Source organism: Blastococcus haudaquaticus, assembly GCF_900230285.1.
Taxonomy (GTDB): domain Bacteria; phylum Actinomycetota; class Actinomycetes; order Mycobacteriales; family Geodermatophilaceae; genus Blastococcus_B; species Blastococcus_B haudaquaticus.
Map to the genome: position 1 here is coordinate 729681 of NZ_OCNK01000003.1, position 16341 is coordinate 746021.

Consider the following 16341-nt stretch of genomic DNA (forward strand, 5'->3'; position numbering starts at 1 on the left):
CGAGGGGCCGGGTGGTCGCCGGGAGCGTGACCTGGCGACCACCCGGCCGGCGAGCGCGCCGGGTCAGGTCGTGACGAGGCCGCGCACGTTCTCGGTGACCACGAGGGCCAGGCGGCGGGCCACGCGCAGACCCTGGTCGGCCAGCGCGAAGGTCGTCTCGATGAGCTCCTCCGGACGGACCAGCGCCGCCGGCACCAGGCTGCGGACGATCGTCGTCACGCCCTGGACGACGCCCGCGACGGCGTCCTCGCTGCTGTCGGCGGCGGCCGCCAGCCGACGGCGGGCCTGCGCCTGCTCCTGCTCGCGCAACTCCACGAGCAGGTCGCGGCGAACGGCGAGGACGAGCTGCCGGGCCCGCTCGTCGTGCGACCCGTTGCGGGCCGACTGCAGGACCTCGGCGGCCAGCAGCTCCCGGGCCCGGTCCTCGGCGTCGTCGCGGGTACGGCTGAGCTCCTCGAGCTCAGCGCCGGCCCCCTTCTGCTGGATGTCGGTGCGAGGCGTGTCGTCCTCGGTGCGCGCGGCGTCGGTGGGGATGGTCGGTGACTTCGGCTTCGGCGTGGTCATGGCTTCCTCCAGGGTCGGTTCCGTCCGGGCACGCCGAGCCTCCGGGCGGCAGGTGACTCCCGGGAGAGCTGGAAGCGCACGGCAGAGGAGCGAGCCACCAACAACAGGCGGACGCGTCACCGCCGCAGCTCCGCCACCTCGTCCAGCCGCTGGAGCTTGTGCGGGTTCCGCATCGCGTACATGCGGGTGATCCGGCCGTCCTCCACGACGAAGGTGATCGCCGTGTCGAACTCGCCGCCCGCGTCGATCCGCGCGGCCACGGTGCCGTTGACCAGCGGCGTGGTGATCTCCACCCGCGGTGCGAACTGGGCGAACCGCGAGAGCGCGTTCGCCACCCGCTCGCTGCCGGTGATCGGCCGACGCGCGGCCGGTGCGAGCCCTCCGCTGTCGGCGACCACGACGACGTCCGGCGCGAGCACGTCCATGAGCCCCTGGATGTCGCCGGCGGTGACCGCGGCGAGGAAGCGGTCCACGACCTGCTGCTGCTCGGCGCGGCTCACCGCCATCCGGGGGCGGCGCGCAGCGACGTGCCCGCGTGCCCGGTGGGCGATCTGGCGGACCGCCGCGGGTGACTTGTCCACCGCCTCCGCGATCTCCTCGTACGGGACGTCGAAGACCTCGCGGAGCACGAGCACCGCGCGCTCCACCGGCGCGAGCGTCTCCAGCACGGTCAGCATCGCGATCGACACGCTCTCGGCGAGCTCGACGTCGTCGGCGACGTCCGGGCTGGTGAGCAGCGGCTCCGGCAGCCACTCCCCGACGTAGTCCTCGCGGCGCCGGGACATCGTGCGCAGCCGGTTGAGCGCCTGGCGGGTGACCATCCGGACCAGGTACGCCCGCGCGTCGCGGATCTCCGACCGGTCCACCTCCGCCCACCGCAGCCACGTCTCCTGCACGACGTCGTCGGCGTCGGCGGCCGATCCGAGCATCTCGTAGGCGACGGTGAAGAGCAGGCTGCGGTGGGCGGTGAAGGGGTCTCCGGTCATGCCCGGGCGACGCCGTCCGTCGAGGCGGTCGCCAGCGGCGGCAGGCCGCAGGCATCCGAGAACTCCGCCGAGTGGATCCCGAGGGCGACGTTGCCGCGCGCGGTCATGTTCATCATGCCGATCCTGGCGGTCAGCTCCACCAGCGCGGGAGCGCCCAGCGCCGCGAGCAGGGCCGCCGTCATCTCGTCGGTCACCGCCGGCGGGGTCTGGCTCATCGCCTCGGCGTACTCCATGACCCGCCGCTCCAGCGGGGTGAACGCGGTGGACTCCCGCCACCGCGGCACCTCCCGCGCCTTGGCCTCGTCGAGCCCGCGGTTGTGGGCCATGAAGTAGTGGAGGTCCAGGCAGAAGCTGCACCCGACCACGCCCGCTGCGGTCATGGCGGCGAACGACGCCAGGTTGGGGTCCAGCCGGTTCCACGAGTCGACCTTGCGGCCGAAGCCCATCGAGTCCTTGAAGACGGCCGGGTAGTGCCACATGACGCCGGCTGCTTCCGGCACCTGGCCGAACATCTTGCGCATCACGATCTTGAGCAGGCCCCCGTAGACGCCGGTGATCTCGGCGGCGGGGACCCGGGTGCTGCTCGTCATGTCTCCTCCTGGGTGCGGTGGTGTCGACATGAAGACACCGGCCGGAACCCGGGTGTGACACCCGCAGCTCAGTCGGAGGCGGCGGCCCGTTCGTCCCGGAGGGCCTGGAACACCCGGCGCCGCAGCGCGTCACCGACGTGCTCGGGGACGTTCATGAACTTCATGGCCATGAGCCACCGGGGCCCACGGGCAGCGGTCCACACGATCTCGCCGTGCAGCTCCACGGTCAGGTCGTCCAGGGTGAGCGTGGCCGTCGCGGCGGTCGACGGCTCGGGGGGCACGCCCCAGCCGTCCATCAGCGCACGCATGCCGCCCTCGCTGAGGTCGACCGTCGTGCCCGTCATCAGCGCACCGGCCCACGGGATCAGGACCGGGAGCTGCACGCGACCCCGCACCGCCTTGCGCCGCTGGCTGCGCTCGGCGGGGCCGCTGACGGCGATGTGCCAGCGCGGCGTCTCGCCGTCCTCGACCTCGAGGACGGTGCCCGCGAGGGTCCACTCCTCCGTGCCGCCGATCCAGTAGAGCTCGGCGGGGTCGTTCGCCGTCACAGCGCCGGCCAGCCATTCCAGCCCGCCCGCGCTGGGGCCGACGACGACGACCTCCGCGGTCGCGAGCACCACGCTCGCGGTCACGGTGACCCCGCGGGAGACGAGCGTGACGTCGGCGGAGGTGCTGGTCCTCGGCCGATCCAGGTCCAGGTCGATCACGTGGGCGTCTCCTCGCGGCGGTAGAGCAGTGCGGCGGCACCCCTGCCGTCCCGCGGAAAGTAGCCGGACGACCGGCGGATCGGCTGCAGAACAGCGGCGTGTCGGAAGCACATGTGCCCCCGTCGGCGAAAAAGATGGTTGGAGCGCCGTCCCCGGGGTATCGCTGATCGGTTTCTGCGGGGTCAGGTCCCGCAGAAGGTCCGGTAGGCGCCGAAGTCCTGCGGGGCCGGGGCGGCGTAGCGCTCGAGGCCGGGACGCTCGTCGTAGGGAGCTGTCACGGCCGCGACCAACCGCTCGAGCGGAGCGACGTCGCCCTCGGTGGCCGCGTCCAGAGCCTCCTCGACGAGGTGGTTCCGCGGGATGTAGACCGGGTTCACCCGGTCCATGGCCGCGGCATCCGGAGCGAGGGCCAGCCAGCGCGCGGTCCACGCGTCGATCGCCGCGAGGTCGAGGAAGAGCAGGCGCGCGGGCTCCGCGTCGCCTCGTGCCGCCGAGCCCAGCGCGCGGAAGAACGACGTCAGGTCGACGTGGTCCCGGGCCAGCAGCCGCAGCAGGTCCTCGACCAGCGCCGAGACGTCCGCGTCCGCGACCGTGCTCGGCAGACCCAGCTTGGCGCGCATGCCGGCCGCCCAGGCGGCGTCGTACCGCGGCCGGAAGCCACGCAGCGCCTCGACGGCGACAGGGATGGCCTGCTCCTCGTCGTCGTGCAGCAGGGGGAGGAGCGCCTCGGCCAGCCGCGCGAGGTTCCACTCCGCGGCCAGGGGCTGGTTGCTGTAGCGGTACCGCCCGCCGGAGTCGATCGAGCTGTACACGGTCGCCGGGTCGTAGGCGTCCAGGAAGGCGCACGGCCCGTAGTCGATCGTCTCGCCGGAGATCGTCATGTTGTCGGTGTTCATGACGCCGTGCACGAAGCCCACCAGCATCCACTGCGCCACCAGCGACGCCTGCGCCGCCAGCACCCCCTCGAAGAGGGCGAGGTAGGGGCGCTCCGCCTGCGCCGCGGCCGGGTGGTGGCGGCTGATGGCGTGGTCGGCGAGCCGGCGCAGCAGGTCGACGTCGCCGGTCGCCCGGGCGTACTGGAAGCTGCCCACGCGCAGATGACTGCTCGCCACGCGGGCGAGGACGGCGCCCGGCAGCACCGTCTCGCGGCGCACCTGGCGGCCGGTCGCCACCACGGCCAGCGAGCGGGTCGTCGGGATGCCGAGCGCGTGCATCGCCTCGCTGACGACGTACTCCCGCAGCATCGGGCCGACCGCAGCGAGCCCGTCGCCACCCCGGGCGAAGGGCGTCCGGCCCGAGCCCTTGAGGTGCAGATCCAGGAGCCGGCCGTCGTCGCCGGTCAGCTCCCCGAGCAGGAGGGCCCGTCCGTCGCCGAGCCGGGGGGAGTAGCCGCCGAACTGGTGCCCGGCGTAGCCCTGGGCCACCGGGGTGGCGCCGTCCGGGACGGCGGTCCCGGTGAGCAGACCCAGGCCGGCCGGTCCGCGCAGCCAGTCGGTGTCCAGGCCGAGCTCCGTGGCCAGCGGCTCGTTCAGCACGAGCAGTCGGGGGTCGGGGGCGTCCTCGGCCTGCCACGGCACGGCCAGCTCAGCGAGCTCGCGCGCGAAGCGGTTCCCGAGGTGGACGGTCGGTGCGGGGGCGACGCTCACCTTCCCGAATGTACGTGCGAACGCCTGCTCCGGCCGGGGGAGCGGTCGGTGCCCGACGGCGGCACCGTGCGGGGCACCCTGACCGCGGAACCAGGGATCGGTCCGGGGGTTACCGGATGTTCCTGCGGTTCGTCGCTCGGCAGGCTCGTGGCATGACCAACGCAGTCCCGACCACCCCGTCCGAATCCCCGTCCGCCGAGCAGCTCCCGCCGCCGGCCCGGCCCCAGCTCCGCCGCAGCGGCACCGACCGCATGATCGGTGGCGTCAGCGGTGGGCTGGCCGAGTACAGCGGCATCGATCCCGTCCTCTGGCGGGTCGGTTTCGTCGGCCTCACCCTCGCCGGCGGTGCCGGTGTCGCGATCTACCTGCTCCTGTGGGTCCTCATGCCGTCGGGACCGCTGCGTCCCGGTGACGAGCCCAGCCCGCTGGAACAGCTGATCGGGCGCATCCACGCCCGACTGTCCGGCGCCCGGGCGACCGGCCCGCAGGCCTGACCGGCGTCGGCGTCGCGACCGTCAGCCGGCGATCCGCGAGCACTCCGCACACCGCGGGGCATCGCGGTCGTCGCTCCAGTCGGCCCCGGCCGCCGCCGTGACCAGGACACCGCAGACGGACGCGTCCAGGCCGTCGACCACCGGCCTGGCCACCGCATGGGCCATCCCCGGGAACACGACGTGGTGGCCCGCCCCGGAGCGGGGGGCGTCCGTGCCGATCACGAAGAGGCTGGCGGTCATGGCACGAGAGTGCGCACCCGAGGTGTCGGCAGGGTGACGGCCCACCGAACATTCGGCGCAACGGCTCCCCGCGGAAGGAGCACCCGATGTCCGAGCAGGAGATCCGGGCGGCGATCGTCGCCGAGCGACGGGCTCAGCTGGAGCTCTACGCGTCGCTGTCGGAGGAGCAGTGGGACGTGTCCAGCCTCTGCTCCGGCTGGCGGGTGCGGGAGGTCCTGGCCCACACCACCATGCCCTTCCGGTACTCCGCACCCAGGGTCGCCTGGGAGATGGTGAAGGCTCGGGGGAGCGCGGAGCGGATGGCCGACCGCCGTGCCCGCATCGACGCCGGGCAGCTCTCCGCCGGGCAGCTGTGGGAGTCCCTGCGGGACGACGTCGAGCACCCCTGGGTGCCGCCCGGCGGGGGACTGCTCGGCGCGCTGTCGCACGACGTCATCCACGGGCTCGACGTAGCAGTACCCCTGGGACTGGACCACCTCGTCGCTCCGGAGAGGGTGGCGATGGTGCTCGGGGGCCTGGAGGGAGAGCAGCGCGCCCTCGGTGTGGACCTCGACGGCGTGCGGCTGCAGGCGGACGACGTCGACTGGACCTGGGGGACCGGCGAGCCGGTCCGTGGTCGGGCACAGGACCTCCTCCTGCTGGTGTGCGCCCGGAGGGTCCCGGGCGGACGGCTGCACGGGCCGGCTCCTGCACGCCTCTCGCCGGCCGTCTGACAGCAGGCCCGGCGGTGGGCGCGGCCTCCGGACCCGTCTGCCGTCGTCCGACGATCCCGCGGCGGAACATCTCCTCCGATCCACGCTCGTCCGCCAGACTCGACGGGGACGACCGGGAGGTGCGGATGGCGGGCAACAGCAACTACGTCGCGGAGCTGCAGTTCGGCGGCCCCAGGATCGACGATGACGCCTTCGTGGCGCCGACGGCGGTCGTCGTGGGCGCCGTGGCGCTCGGCTCGCGGGCGAGCATCTGGTACGGCGCCGTGGCCCGCGCCGACGAGGAGGTCATCGCCATCGGGCCCGACTCCAACATCCAGGACGGCTGCACGCTGCACTCCGACCCGGGCTTCCCGCTGCTCGTCGGCCGAGGGGTCACCGTCGGGCACCGGGTGGTCCTGCACGGGGCGCGGGTCGACGACGACGTGCTGGTCGGCATGGGCAGCGTCGTGATGAACGGAGCGCACATCGGCGCGGGTTCGATCGTCGCGGCGGGAGCTGTGGTCACCCCGAAGACGACGGTGCCGCCGGGGTCCGTGGTGGCCGGGATCCCGGCGAAGGTGGTCCGCCGGACGACGGACGACGACCTCGCGCACATCCGCGCCCATGCCCGGAGCTACACCGAGCGCCTGCCCGCCGCGCGCAAGGTCCGCCCCGTCATCCGCCGTCCCCTTCCGCCTGCGGGGCCCTTCTTCGACGACGGCATGCCGTGACCGACCCGCGGCCGTCCGAGGAGGACGTCGAGCCCGACGACGCCCAGGCACTGTCCCGCGCCACCGGCGGCGGCGGGACCGACGCACCCGACGCCGGTTCCACCACGGGCACCGGTGAGTCGGAGACCTTCGTCGGCCGGGTGGCCGGCCAGGACGTCGGCTACGCGGGCGAGACCGGCGCGGAGCGGCGCCAGGCCGCTGCCGAGGAGAACTGACGGCCCCGTCCGGGGGCTCGCCGTCCGTCAGTCCTTCGGGCGCCTGCCGATCTTCGAGCCGAGCCAGGTGAGCGGGTCGAACCTCCGGTCCACCACCCGCTCCTTGAGCGGGATGATGCCGTTGTCGGTGAGGTGGATGCCTTCGGGGCACACCTCGCTGCAGCACTTGGTGATGTTGCAGTAGCCGAGCCCGAAGTCGTCCTGCGCAGCGTCCCGCCGGTCGGTGACGTCGAGCGGGTGCATGTCGAGCTCGGCGAGCCGGATCAGGTAGCGCGGGCCGGCGAAGGCGCCCTTGTTGCCCTCGTGGTCACGGATGACGTGGCAGGTGTCCTGGCAGAGGAAGCACTCGATGCACTTGCGGAACTCCTGGGAGCGTTCGACGTCGACCTGCTGCATCCGGTGGCTGCCGTCCGCCTCACGCGGTCGCGGGTTGAACGCCGGGATCTGCGCGGCCTTGTCGTAGTTGTAGGACACGTCCGTGACCAGGTCGCGGATCACCGGGAAGGTGCGCAGCGGGGTGACGGTCACGGTGTCCCCCTCGCCGAAGGTGCTCATCCGCGTCATGCACATCAGTCTCGGACGGCCGTTGATCTCCGCGCTGCACGAGCCGCACTTGCCGGCCTTGCAGTTCCACCGGACGGCGAGGTCCCCGGCCTGGGTCGCCTGCAGCCGGTGGATGACGTCGAGGACCACCTCGCCCTCGTTGACGTCGACGGTGAAGTCCTGGAGGTCGCCACCGGTGACGTCGCCGCGCCAGACCCGGAAGCTGGCCGCGTAGGTCATGAGACCTCCTCGAAGATCTCGGCGAGCTCGCCGGGCATCTGGGGGAGCGGTTGCCGGGTCAGCGCCACGGAGCCGTCGGGGGCCCGGGAGCAGACGAGGTTGGTCCGCGCCCACTCGGCGTCGGTCGCCGGGAAGTCGTCGCGGGTGTGCCCGCCGCGGCTCTCCTGCCGCTCCAGCGCGGCCCGGGCGATGCACTCGCTGACGACGAGCATGTGCGGCAGGTCCAGCGCCAGGTGCCAGCCGGGGTTGTACTGGCGGTGCCCCTCGACCGACAGGTTGGCCACCCGCTCCTTGAGCGCGGCGATCCGCTCCAGCGCCTGCTCCATCTCCGGAGCGGTCCGGATGATGCCGACCAGGTCGTGCATCGTCTGCTGCAGGTCGTGCTGCACGGCGTAGGGGTTCTCACCGCCCTCGCGGTCGAACGGCGCCAGGGCGGCGCGGGCTGCGTCGGCGAGGGCCTCGTCGGGCAGCGCGATCCGGTCGATCCGCTTCAGCGCGTGCTCGGCCGCGGCCAGGCCGGCCCGTCGGCCGAAGACCAGCAGGTCCGACAGGGAGTTGCCGCCGAGCCGGTTGGACCCGTGCATGCCGCCCGCGACCTCGCCCGCCGCGAACAGCCCCGGCACGCGGGCCGCCTCGGTGTCGGGGTCGACCTCCACCCCGCCCATCACGTAGTGGCAGGTGGGTCCGACCTCCATGGCCTCGGCGGTGATGTCGACCTCGGCCAGCTCCTTGAACTGGTGGTACATCGACGGCAGCCGCTTGCGGATGTACTCGGCCGACCGGCGGGAGGCGATGTCCAGGAAGACGCCGCCGTGCGGAGTGCCGCGACCGGCCTTGACCTCGCTGTTGATCGCGCGGGCGACCTCGTCGCGGGGGAGCAGCTCCGGCGGGCGCCGGTTGTTCTTCTTGTCGTCGTACCAGCGGTCCGCCTCGTCCTCGGTCTCCGCGGTCTCCTTGCGGAAGAAGTCGGGGATGTAGTCGAACATGAAGCGGTTGCCGGCCGAGTTCTTGAGGACGCCGCCGTCACCGCGCACGCTCTCGGTCACGAGGATGCCCCGCACCGACGGGGGCCAGACCATCCCCGTGGGGTGGAACTGCACGAACTCCATGTTCACCAGCGTCGCGCCGGCCTGGAGCGCCAGGGAATGCCCGTCGCCGGTGTACTCCCAGGAGTTCGACGTCACCTTGTAGGACTTGCCGATGCCGCCGGTCGCCAGCACGACCGACGGCGCCTGCCAGGCGACGAACCGCCCGGACTCCCGCCAGTAGCCGAACGCGCCGGTCACTCCGTCGTCGTCGGTGAGCAGCCGGGTGACCGTGCACTCCATGTAGACGTCGATGCCGAGGGCGACGGTGCGCTGCTGGAGGGTGCGGATCAGCTCGAGCCCGGTGCGGTCCCCGACGTGCGCGAGGCGGGCGTAGCGGTGGCCGCCGAAGTCGCGCTGGCTGATCAGGCCGTCGGCCGTCCGGTCGAACAGCGCGCCCCAGTCCTCGAGCTCGCGCACCCGGTCGGGCGCCTCCTGTGCGTGCAACTGGGCCATGCGCCAGTGGTTGAGCATCTTCCCGCCGCGCATGGTGTCGCGGAAGTGCACCCGCCAGTTGTCCTCGGGGTAGAGGTTCGCCATGGCCGCGGCGATGCCGCCCTCGGCCATCACCGTGTGCGCCTTGCCCAGCAGCGACTTGCAGACCACGGCGGTGCGCGCGCCGTTCTCGTGGGCTTCGATCGCGGCCCGGAGGCCTGCACCCCCCGCCCCGACGACCACGACGTCGTACTCGTGCCTCTCGAGCTCCATCAGGAGAACCCCATCCTCAGAAGAAGCGGAAGTCGGTGATCGTGCCGGTGGCCAGGAGGAAGACGTAGGCGTCGGCGATCGCGACGCTGAACAGCGAGAGCCAGGCGAACTTCGCGTGCGAGGCGTTGAGCTTCGAGACCTGGGTCCAGGCCTTGTAGCGCAGCGGGTGCTTCGAGAAGTGGTTGAGGCGGCCGCCGACGATGTGCCGGCAGGAGTGGCAGGACAGCGAGTAGAGCCACAGCAGGGCCGCGTTCGCCAGGAGGACGAGGGTCCCGACCCCCATGTGTCCCCACTCGCCGGTCTCGTCGCGGAACCCGAGGATCGCGTCGTAGGTGAGGATGACGTTGAAGAGCAGCGCGCCGTAGAGCGCGTACCGGTGCAGGTTCTGGATCAGCAGCGGCGGCCGCGACTCACCCGTGTACCGCTTGTGCGGTTCGCCGACGGCGCAGGCCGGGGGAGAGAGCCAGAACGACCGGTAGTAGGCCTTGCGGTAGTAGTAGCAGGTCGCCCGCAGCCCCAGCGGGATCACCAGGATGTAGATGGCCGGGGAGATGAACGACGGCCCGGTGAAGAACTCCGGGAAGGTGTCGCCCTCGCAGCCGGTCGTGATGCAGGGCGAGTAGAACGGCGAGATGTAGGGCTCGGCGAAGTAGTACGCGTTCTGGAACGCCCGGAAGCTCGAGTAGACGACGAACGACAGCAGCACGACGACGGTGATCAGCGGCTGCAGCCACCACCGGTCGGTGCGCAGGTGGCGTGCCCGGATCGCCGCCCGCCGGGGCGCCGGTCCGCCATCACCGCGACCAGGGGTGACCGCCCCGGTGCCGCGGGGCGCGGTCGTCGTCACGAGGTCGTGCGATGGAAGCCGTGGCCGGGCGTGGGAGGTTCCGCTTGGTCTGGCCCGACCGGCATCGCTGCCTCCAGCTACGTCGCTGACGCCGCCCCACGCGGCGGAGGAGCGCAGTGGATCACGGACTCGGGGGAGGGGAAAGGGCTTTCCGGGCGGGAATCCGCCCTCGCCGGGCGTGTCCCGGGCGACACGGCCGCGCCCGGGGCCCGTTGACGGCGTCGTGTCCGGAGAGCCAGGTGATGGGCCAGGATGGTCGTCCGCACCCGCCCCAGAACAGGAGCACCGTCCGTGACCTCGCCCTCGGGACAGCAGCCGCCGGCCCCCATGCTCGTGCCGAAGTTCTTCGTCAAGCAGCGGATCACGCTGATGGTGAACCGGTACGAGGTCGTGGCCGCCAACCCCGACGGCACCGAAGGACACCTGCTCGCCCTGGCCGAGCAGAAGCGGATGAAGCTCAAGGAGGAGGTCGTCTTCTTCTCCGACGAGTCGAAGACCCGGCGGGTGTTCTCCTTCAAGGCTCGTCAGGCGCTGGACGTCTCTGCCGAGCACGACGTGTTCGACGAGAACGGCCGGGCGCTGGGCATGTTCAGCAAGCAGTTCGGGGCCAGCCTCATCCGCTCCACCTGGAACCTGTCGGTGCCGGGGCTGGAGTCCGTCGGCCGGGAGCGCCGTCCCGCCATCGCGGTCCTCCGTCGCGTCTGGGACGTCCTCCCCGTCGTCGGCGACGTCTGGGTGCCCTTCGTCTTCCACTTCGACTTCGTCGACAGCGCGAGCGGCGCGGTCGTCCTGGTCAGCGAACGCCAGAAGGCCATCCGCGACCGCTACGAGGTGACGGTGCCCGACCCGCGACTGGACTTCCGGGTCGCGGCGTCGATGGCGGTGGCGCTGGACGCCTTGCAGAGCCGCTGACGCGCGCGGGAAGCCCGACGCCCGGCGCTGCGTTGCACCGGGCAACCAACGTGAAGGGCTCTTCCATGCGCATCCCGGTGTCCATCCTCGACCTGGCCCCCATCCTCCGCGGGGAGTCGGCGACCAGCAGCATCGCGGCCAGCGTGGCTCTCGCGCAGCGCGCGGAGAAGCACGGGTACCGCCGCGTCTGGTACGCCGAGCACCACAACATGCCCTCGATCGCGTCGTCGGCGACCAGCGTGCTCATCGCGCACGTGGGTGCGCACACGCGCTCCATCCGGCTCGGGGCCGGCGGCGTGATGCTGCCCAACCACTCGCCGCTGACGATCGCCGAGCAGTTCGGCACGCTGGACGCGATGTACCCCGGCCGCATCGACCTGGGGCTGGGGCGGGCGCCCGGCAGCGACCAGAACACCATGTACGCCCTGCGCCGGAACCCGGACTCCGCCGACCGCTTCCCCCAGGACGTGCTCGAGCTGCAGGGCTACCTCGCGGGGGAGACCCGGGTGGCCGGAGTCGACGCGATCCCCGGCAAGGGCTCGGACGTGCCGCTGTACGTCCTCGGCTCGTCGATGTTCGGCGCCACCCTGGCCGCCGCGCTCGGTCTGCCCTACGCCTTCGCGTCGCACTTCGCGCCGCAGATGCTCCAGCCCGCGGTGGCTGCCTACCGGCGCGAGTTCCGCCCGTCGCGGCAGCTGGCCGAGCCGTACGTCATCGCCGGCGTCAACGTGGTGGCCGCCGACACCGACGAGGAGGCCCATGCCAACCTCGGGGCCGTGAAGCGGAACCTGGCCATCGGGCTCTTCGGCCGGGGGCAGACGCTCAGCGACGAGCAGGCCGACCAGTTGCTGGCCCAGGGGGCGGGCACGCACGTCACCTCGATGCTCACCCACACGGCCGTCGGCACCCGCGCCGAGGTGGGGGAGTACCTGGACCGGTTCCTCAAGACCGCCGACGCCGACGAGCTGATCGTCGCCCACCAGGCACCGACGACCGAGGCCCGGCTGCGGTCGGTCACGCTGCTCGCCGAGGCCCTGGAGGACCTCGGCGCCTGACGGCCCCGGGCCGCCTCCGGACGGCGGGTCCGCGCCCGCGCGCATACGGTCGACGCATGCGCATCCGACGTTCGATCGCGACCCTCTTCACCGTCACGGCCCTCTTCTCCGGCGGGACCGCGACCCTGACCGCCTGCGGCTCCGACACGGCGGAGGACACCGTCGAGAACGACACCGAGAACGACGTCGAGGAGGACGAGGGCAGCGAGGACGACGACTGACGTCCGTCCGCGTCGGCCCTGGATGCCCGGGGACTCCCCGGTCAGGCCGGGCCGGGCGGGCGCTCGGCCAGGAGCCGGCGCGACGCGCGGCAGGCCCAAGCCTCGGCGGCCAGCTCGGTGAGCGACTGCCCGTCGAGCTCCTCGAGCCGGCAGAGCACGATCGGGTAGCCGTCGAAGTGCGTCGTCGTGAAGTACAGCTCGGGCTCTTCGGCGATGAGTGCCTGCTTGGCGCCCTCGTCGGGGACGTAGGCGGCGACCACGGGACCGGTCGGCGCGGCGTCCCCGAGCTCGGCGGCGTCCTTCTTCCCGAGCGGGCGCTCCCAGACGAAGCCCTTGCCCTGCACCAGCCACTGCCGCCAGCCGCGCGTCGTCCCCTCGCTCGTGGCCGGCAGTGCCAGGCAGATCCGCGCGACGTCGTCCCAGGTCGCCATGTCAGGCCTCCGCGTGCCGGCTCACCAGGCGGCGCGGGGCGCGGGCGGCCCATGCCTCACCGGCGAGCTCGGTCAGTGACTCGTCGTCGAGCCGGTCGAGCCGGCAGAGGACCGCTGCCCACCCGTCGAAGTGCGACGTCGTGAAGTAGATGTCGGGCTGGTCCGCGAGGAGCGCCGCCTTGGCGCCCTCGTCGGGCACCGACGCCACCAGGACGGGGCCCTCCGGCGCGTCCCTGCCGAGCTCCTCGAGGTCGGTGCGGTGCAGCGGGCGGTCGCGCAGGAAGGTCCTGCCCCGCACCAGCCAGCGACGACGCCCGCTCGCGGAGACCGCCTCGGAGGTGCCGGGCAGCGCGAGCGCGATCCGCGCGACGTCGTCCCAGTTCGGCACGCCCGCAGCCTACGGAGGTCGGCCCTCCCGGCAGAGGGGTTGCTCCCCCGTGCGAGGGGGGCTGCCGACGTCTCGGGTTGCCGGCGCTGCAGAAGTCCGGTCGAACGGCCGATAGGGCTGCCATGCGTACGAAGCGACCTCGCGACGCCGAGGGCACGGCTGCCCGGGTGCGCGGTGCCGAGCGCCCACTGCGGATCGTGCGCGTCCTCGCCGTCCTCTTCGCCGGCACCTGGGCGGCGGGCCTGGCCGCCGGTGCCCTCGGCGCCACCGGCATCGGTGCGCTGCTCGCCTCCTCCGGCAAGCTGGTGTTCTTCGTCGGACTGGTCGCCATCCTCGTCGTCCGTGGCTTCGGGGCGAGGGAGGACCGCGGCTCCTGGTGGCTGCTGGCCGGTGCCGTCGCCTCCTACTTCGCCGGTGCCCTGGCCTTCGAGATGTACTACCGCTTCCTGCCCGTCGCCCCGCGACCGTCCTGGTCCGACCTGGGCTACATGGCCTTCTACCCGCTGGCGTTCGCCGCGCTCCTCGTCATGCTCCGCACCCGGCTGCGCCGCCTCACCGCGGCCACCTGGCTGGACTGCCTCGTCACCGGCCTGACCGCTGCGGCCTTCGCGGCGGCGGTGGCGCTGGGCGCGCTGGTCCGCGAGACCGACGGCGCGCTCGGCGCGATCCTGGCGGGCGTCGCCTATCCGATCGCCGACCTCCTGCTGCTCAGCCTGCTGGCCGGTGGGCTCGTCGTCATCGGCCGAGGGGCCGGGGCGAGCTGGTGGTGGCTGGCCGGGGGCGTCGCGCTGTTCGTCGTCACCGACACCGTCTACTCCTACCAGGTCGTGCACGGCCTCTACACGGTCGGCGGCCCCCTCGACGTCGCGTGGAGCGGCGCGTTCCTGTGCCTCGGCCTGGCCGCCTGCCAGCGCGGTCGCAGCGGCACGGCCACCGGGCTGGAGGGCCGGCTCGCCATCGTCGTCCCGGGCGTCTGCGCGCTGGCCGCGGTCGGCCTGCTGTTCTGGGGCTACCTGCGCGGCGGTGACCCGATCGCAGGGGTGCTGGCGCTCGGGGCCGTGCTGGCGGCGCTCGCCCGCACGGGCCTCACCTTCCGGGACGTCCGGGCCCTGGCCGACAGCCGTCGCCAGGCGCGGACCGACGAGCTCACCGGGCTGCCGAACCGGCGGTCGGTCTTCGAGGCGCTGCAGGCCGCGAACGGGCGGCTGCGTGCCGGGGAGAGCGTCGCCGTCCTCGTACTGGACCTGGACCGGTTCAAGGAGATCAACGACTCCCTCGGCCACGCCGTCGGGGATGCGCTGCTGCGGCAGGTCGGGCCGCGGCTCGCCCGCGAGCTCCGTTCGGAGGACGTCCTGGCCCGACTGGGCGGCGACGAGTTCGTCGTCCTGGCCTCCGACCTCGACGACGCGGACGCCGGGGCGCTGGCCAAGCGCCTGCTCACGCAGCTGCGGCAGCCCTTCCGCGTGGGCAGCATGACCCTCACCGTCGACGCCAGTGTCGGGGTCGCCATCGGTCCCGAGCACTCGGTGACCGCCGAGGAGCTCCTCCAGCTCGCCGACCTGGCCATGTACTCGGCGAAGGCCGGCCGCGGCGGCGTCGCGGTCTACGACGACGAGCGCGACGGCTCCGGCCGCCACCGCCTGGAGGCCGTCGAGCAGCTGCGCGCCGGCATCTCCGGCGGCCAGCTCGTCCTGCACTACCAGCCCAAGCTGGCCCTCGGCACCGGCGAGGTGGAGGGCGTCGAGGCCCTGGTGCGCTGGGAGCACCCCACGCGGGGGCTGGTGTACCCGGACCAGTTCATCGAGCTGGCCGAGTCCGCCGGGCTCATGGCCTCCCTGACCACGCGCGTCGTCGAGCTCGCCCTGGCCCAGTGCCGCTCGTGGGCCGACCAGGGACGCTGGCTGACCGTCGCGGTCAACGTGAGCCCGTCGAACCTGGTCGACGAGCAGTTCCCGGGAGAGGTCGCGCGGCTGCTGGCTGCGCACGACCTCCCGTCGGGCGTGCTCACCCTCGAGGTGACGGAGAGCATCCTCATGGAGGACCGCGACCGCGCCGTCGGCGTGCTGACCCGGCTGCGCGATGCCGGCGTCGGCGTCTCCATCGACGACTACGGCACCGGCTACTCCAGCCTCGCCTACCTCGCCACGCTCCCGGTGACCGAGCTGAAGCTGGACCGCGCCTTCGTCGGGGAGATGGCCGGCAGCCCGCGGGCGGAGTCCATCGTCACCTCCACGCTGCAGCTCGCCCACGCCATGGGCCTGTCCTTCGTCGCGGAGGGGGTGGAGGACCAGGGCACCCTGGACACGCTCACCTTCCTCGGGTGCGACGTCGTCCAGGGCTACCACGTGAGCCGGCCGTTGCCGCCCGAGCAGCTGTGGGCGTGGCTGTCCGAGCGCGCGTCCGAGGAGCTCGCCGTCCTCTGAGGGTCAGCTCTGGGGGATCGGGAAGACGAGCAGCGAGCTGGACGCCGTCGCCACCGACTTCCCGGCGGCGTCGAGGACCTCGCCCTCGGCGAAGGCCACCCGCCGGCCCGGCTTGATCACGCGCCCGACCGCGGTGAGGGGCCCGCTGCCCGCGTGCACCGCCCGCAGGTAGTTCACCTTCAGCTCGATCGAGGTGTAGCCGACACCGGCGGGCAGCGTCGTGTGCACCGCGCACCCGGCGACGGTGTCGAGCATCGTGCAGACCAGCCCACCGTGGACGACGCCGATCGGGTTGTAGACCGACTCGTCGACCTCGCAGGTGAACTCGACGCGGCCCTCCTCGATGTGCGTGATGCCCATCTGCATCAGCATGGCGATCGGCGGAGGCGGCAGGACGCCGTCCCGGATGGCCTCCATCGTCGCGAGGCCGGTGCGCTCCGATGCTCCGGCCGCGGTGATCAGCGGGTCGTGCCAGGTGACGGTCCGCGAGCGCGGGTCCCCCCAGCTCTCGGGTGCGGTCGCGGTCGTGGGCTCAGCGGTCATGCCGTCTAGGTTCGCACATCGAACTCAGGTGCAGAGCTCCCGGTACGACGAAGGACCCATCCCGCACCGGGATGGGTCCT

20 protein-coding genes are annotated in these 16341 nt (G+C 72.7%); 8 read left to right on the top strand and 12 right to left on the bottom strand.

Annotated elements, in window-relative coordinates; genetic code table 11:
- Window positions 1–63: 63 nt before the first annotated feature.
- From CRP30_RS14945 to CRP30_RS14965, 5 genes are all read right to left on the bottom strand, one after another.
- Window positions 64–564, bottom strand: a complete 501-nt coding sequence (locus CRP30_RS14945; RefSeq protein WP_097184712.1) for a hypothetical protein — start codon at window positions 562–564, stop codon at window positions 64–66.
- A gap of 116 nt (window positions 565–680) precedes the next feature.
- Window positions 681–1550 carry an RNA polymerase sigma-70 factor gene (locus tag CRP30_RS14950; protein ID WP_097184713.1) on the bottom strand — a complete coding sequence of 290 codons (870 nt, stop codon included), beginning with the start codon at window positions 1548–1550 and terminating at the stop codon, window positions 681–683.
- Entirely contained in the window at window positions 1547–2140 is a 594-nt protein-coding gene (locus CRP30_RS14955) for a carboxymuconolactone decarboxylase family protein (protein WP_097184714.1), read from the bottom strand. The genes CRP30_RS14950 and CRP30_RS14955 overlap by 4 nt, the downstream gene beginning before the upstream one ends.
- 68 nt (window positions 2141–2208) lie before the next feature.
- Window positions 2209–2847, bottom strand: coding sequence for a PilZ domain-containing protein (locus CRP30_RS22300; protein ID WP_143278474.1), 639 nt, complete (start codon window positions 2845–2847; stop codon window positions 2209–2211).
- 182 nt (window positions 2848–3029) lie between these two features.
- Window positions 3030–4493 carry a protein adenylyltransferase SelO gene (locus CRP30_RS14965; protein ID WP_097184716.1) on the bottom strand — a complete coding sequence of 488 codons (1464 nt, stop codon included), beginning with the start codon at window positions 4491–4493 and terminating at the stop codon, window positions 3030–3032.
- Between the two features lie 152 nt (window positions 4494–4645).
- Here CRP30_RS14965 and CRP30_RS14970 point away from each other — a divergent pair, with 152 nt between their 5' ends.
- Window positions 4646–4987, top strand: a complete 342-nt coding sequence (locus tag CRP30_RS14970) for a PspC domain-containing protein (RefSeq protein WP_097185008.1) — start codon at window positions 4646–4648, stop codon at window positions 4985–4987.
- A gap of 21 nt (window positions 4988–5008) precedes the next feature.
- On the opposite strand, the gene CRP30_RS14975 is transcribed toward CRP30_RS14970, so the two are convergent.
- Window positions 5009–5227: a hypothetical protein gene (locus CRP30_RS14975; RefSeq protein ID WP_097184717.1), complete on the bottom strand. Its 219-nt coding sequence runs from the start codon at window positions 5225–5227 to the stop codon at window positions 5009–5011.
- An 86-nt stretch (window positions 5228–5313) separates the two neighbouring features.
- Between CRP30_RS14975 and CRP30_RS14980 the strand changes: the two genes are divergently transcribed.
- From CRP30_RS14980 to CRP30_RS14990, 3 genes are all read left to right on the top strand, one after another.
- Window positions 5314–5940 (top strand): maleylpyruvate isomerase family mycothiol-dependent enzyme, encoded by a 627-nt coding sequence (locus CRP30_RS14980; protein WP_097184718.1) that lies wholly within the window; start codon window positions 5314–5316, stop codon window positions 5938–5940.
- Window positions 5941–6065: 125 nt separating this feature from the next.
- Window positions 6066–6650 carry a gamma carbonic anhydrase family protein gene (locus CRP30_RS14985; RefSeq protein WP_097185009.1) on the top strand — a complete coding sequence of 195 codons (585 nt, stop codon included), beginning with the start codon at window positions 6066–6068 and terminating at the stop codon, window positions 6648–6650.
- Window positions 6647–6865 carry a hypothetical protein gene (locus CRP30_RS14990; RefSeq protein ID WP_097184719.1) on the top strand — a complete coding sequence of 73 codons (219 nt, stop codon included), beginning with the start codon at window positions 6647–6649 and terminating at the stop codon, window positions 6863–6865. Before CRP30_RS14985 ends, CRP30_RS14990 begins: the two co-directional genes overlap by 4 nt.
- 27 nt (window positions 6866–6892) lie before the next feature.
- Here the strand turns inward: CRP30_RS14990 and CRP30_RS14995 are convergent, their stop codons facing one another.
- The 3 genes from CRP30_RS14995 to sdhC are packed head-to-tail and all read right to left on the bottom strand — an operon-like array spanning window position 6893 to window position 10288.
- Entirely contained in the window at window positions 6893–7648 is a 756-nt protein-coding gene (locus CRP30_RS14995) for a succinate dehydrogenase/fumarate reductase iron-sulfur subunit (protein ID WP_097184720.1), read from the bottom strand.
- On the bottom strand, window positions 7645–9441 hold the full coding sequence (locus CRP30_RS15000; protein WP_200814762.1) for a fumarate reductase/succinate dehydrogenase flavoprotein subunit: 1797 nt from the start codon (window positions 9439–9441) through the stop codon (window positions 7645–7647). Before CRP30_RS15000 ends, CRP30_RS14995 begins: the two co-directional genes overlap by 4 nt.
- A gap of 16 nt (window positions 9442–9457) precedes the next feature.
- Window positions 9458–10288: a succinate dehydrogenase subunit SdhC gene (gene sdhC / locus CRP30_RS15005; protein ID WP_097184722.1), complete on the bottom strand. Its 831-nt coding sequence runs from the start codon at window positions 10286–10288 to the stop codon at window positions 9458–9460.
- Between the two features lie 291 nt (window positions 10289–10579).
- Between sdhC and CRP30_RS15010 the strand changes: the two genes are divergently transcribed.
- The 3 genes from CRP30_RS15010 to CRP30_RS22530 all read left to right on the top strand — a co-directional run bounded on the left by CRP30_RS15010 (window position 10580) and on the right by CRP30_RS22530 (window position 12476).
- A complete protein-coding gene (locus CRP30_RS15010) occupies window positions 10580–11200 on the top strand; it encodes an LURP-one-related family protein (RefSeq protein ID WP_235003424.1) in 621 nt (206 codons plus the stop codon).
- Between the two features lie 65 nt (window positions 11201–11265).
- Entirely contained in the window at window positions 11266–12255 is a 990-nt protein-coding gene (locus CRP30_RS15015; protein ID WP_097184723.1) for an LLM class flavin-dependent oxidoreductase, read from the top strand.
- Window positions 12256–12311: 56 nt separating this feature from the next.
- A complete protein-coding gene (locus CRP30_RS22530; protein ID WP_159961744.1) occupies window positions 12312–12476 on the top strand; it encodes a hypothetical protein in 165 nt (54 codons plus the stop codon).
- Between the two features lie 41 nt (window positions 12477–12517).
- Here CRP30_RS22530 and CRP30_RS15020 read toward each other — a convergent pair whose 3' ends face one another.
- Together CRP30_RS15020 and CRP30_RS15025 are read right to left on the bottom strand one after the other, a co-directional pair.
- On the bottom strand, window positions 12518–12907 hold the full coding sequence (locus tag CRP30_RS15020; protein ID WP_097184724.1) for an MmcQ/YjbR family DNA-binding protein: 390 nt from the start codon (window positions 12905–12907) through the stop codon (window positions 12518–12520).
- 1 nt (window position 12908) lies between these two features.
- The gene (locus CRP30_RS15025; RefSeq protein ID WP_097184725.1) at window positions 12909–13295 is read right to left on the bottom strand and encodes an MmcQ/YjbR family DNA-binding protein; all 387 of its coding nucleotides are present in this window, start codon (window positions 13293–13295) and stop codon (window positions 12909–12911) included.
- 122 nt (window positions 13296–13417) lie between these two features.
- Here CRP30_RS15025 and CRP30_RS15030 point away from each other — a divergent pair, with 122 nt between their 5' ends.
- Window positions 13418–15718 (top strand): putative bifunctional diguanylate cyclase/phosphodiesterase, encoded by a 2301-nt coding sequence (locus CRP30_RS15030; RefSeq protein WP_143278475.1) that lies wholly within the window; start codon window positions 13418–13420, stop codon window positions 15716–15718.
- A 3-nt stretch (window positions 15719–15721) separates the two neighbouring features.
- Here CRP30_RS15030 and CRP30_RS15035 read toward each other — a convergent pair whose 3' ends face one another.
- Window positions 15722–16261 (bottom strand): PaaI family thioesterase, encoded by a 540-nt coding sequence (locus tag CRP30_RS15035; RefSeq protein ID WP_097184727.1) that lies wholly within the window; start codon window positions 16259–16261, stop codon window positions 15722–15724.
- Between the last annotated feature and the right edge of the window lie 80 nt (window positions 16262–16341).